Here is a 1,944-nt window from a genome sequence, read left to right on the forward strand (position 1 = left end):
CACCGCAGCCATAGCCATTGATTCAACCCACTCACGTTTCCCTACAGCATGACTCGGGTCAACCACAATTGGTAAGTGCGTTTTTGAACGTAAAACAGGAATTGCTGATAAATCTAAAGTGTTTCGCGTACTTGTTTCGTAAGTACGAATACCACGTTCACATAAGATCACATTCGGATTACCTTGGGCTAATATGTATTCAGCCGCCATTAATAAGTCTTCGATTGAAGCAGCCATACCGCGTTTTAACAAGACTGGTTTTGTCGTTTGACCAATTGCTTTTAATAAGTCGAAGTTCTGCATGTTTCGTGCACCCACTTGGTACATATCGATCCCATCGAATAAATGCACTTGTTCAACAGCCATCACCTCTGTCACCACTGGTAAGTCGTATTTCTTACCAACAGCCTCTAACATGTCTAAACCTTCTTGCCCTAAACCTTGGAATGCGTATGGAGATGTACGTGGTTTGAACGCCCCACCGCGTAACATATTGGCACCTGAATCTTTCACCGTTGCAGCCACTTCGTCTAATTTATCCAAGCCCTCGATTGAACATGGGCCACCGATCATGGCAAAATGACCATCACCAATTTGGATATTGCCTACCTGTACAACAGACGGCGTCGACTTGTATGATAAGCTCGCTCGTTTGTATGGCTCTTTAATATTGGCTAAAATCGTTTCTTCGGTTTCTGCAGTCATTACTTGTGTATTCATTTTATTTTCTCCTTTTTTAAAACGCAGTATCAATAGTCATTTTCCAAGGTTGGTATTTAAGCAAGAAAAAAGCCCTTTACAACAAAACCACCCTTGAGTGATTTTTGTTGTAAAGGACTTTCTTGTGTAACTAGCGCCTATGCTAGTTGTTTAAGAACTAAAGCCATATCCTTTTTTAAGTACAACAAAATCACCTTTACCAAAACCGTAAAAGTAAAAGTAAAAGTTGAAAAAGTTATAGAATGTTGTACTTAGTAATGATTTCATGGCTGTAGTCCTCCTCTCGCTATCTGATAATGCAACTTTAGCAATTTTTTTTAATCTTGTCAATAAAATTCTAATTCGATTCTAATTTTATCTAAAAAACACCTCAGCTTGTAAAGGGGGAGCTAAACAAGCTGAGGTGTCATAATTTGATCAAATTAGTTTAGTTTTAAGACTTGGCCAATGTACAAGTTGTAGTTTGATAAGCCGTTCAATGTCATTAACTCATCTAAGCTTAGACCGTTGTTTTTAGCGATACGGTATAAAGTTTCACCAGATTTAACTGTATGTGTCTTCGCGCTTGAAGTAGCTGAAGAAGATGAAGTTGATGTAGACGAACTTGTGCTAGCTTGACTAGATGAACTTGTTGTCGCACTTGAAGACGCTTGACTAGATGAAGCTTGGCTAGATCCACCAGCTGTAAATACTTTACCTGGGTGAATTAAGTCAGAACCACCGTTTAAGGCACGGGCTTCCGCTAATGAAATACCTAAGGCACGCGCTACAGAGTAAATACCGTCACCAGATTTAACTGTGTAAGAGTTACCTGATGTTGACGCAGATGATTGGCTAGTTGAAGCACTTGAAGTTGACGTAGCTGAACTTGAAGTCGCTTGACTAGATGAAGCTTGGCTAGATCCACCAGTTGTAAATACTTTACCTGGGTGAATTAAGTCAGAACCGCCGTTTAAGGCACGGGCTTCCGCTAATGAAATACCTAAGGCACGCGCTACAGTGTAAATACCGTCACCAGATTTAACTGTGTAAGAGTTACCTGATGTTGACGCAGATGATTGGCTAGTTGAAACACTTGAAGTTGACGGAGCTGAACTTGAAGACGCTTGACTAGATGAACCTGCAGTAAATACTTTACCTGGGTGAATTAAGTCAGAACCACCATTTAAGGCCCGGGCTTCTGAAACAGAAATACCCAAGGCTTTCGCTACACTGTATAAGCCA

Annotated in this window: 2 protein-coding genes; both read right to left on the reverse strand. The window is 40.6% G+C overall.

The features are described from left to right. Window positions 1-753, reverse strand: a 753-nt coding sequence (gene aroF, locus ACRCJ0_RS12990; RefSeq protein ID WP_431390692.1) for a 3-deoxy-7-phosphoheptulonate synthase, incomplete at its 3' end; no start/stop codon positions are given. 389 nt (window positions 754-1,142) lie between these two features. After that, window positions 1,143-1,944: LysM peptidoglycan-binding domain-containing protein (locus tag ACRCJ0_RS12995; RefSeq protein ID WP_431390693.1), on the reverse strand; the 802-nt coding region annotated here is incomplete at its 5' end.

Source organism: Aerococcus sp. L_32, from assembly GCF_050689315.1.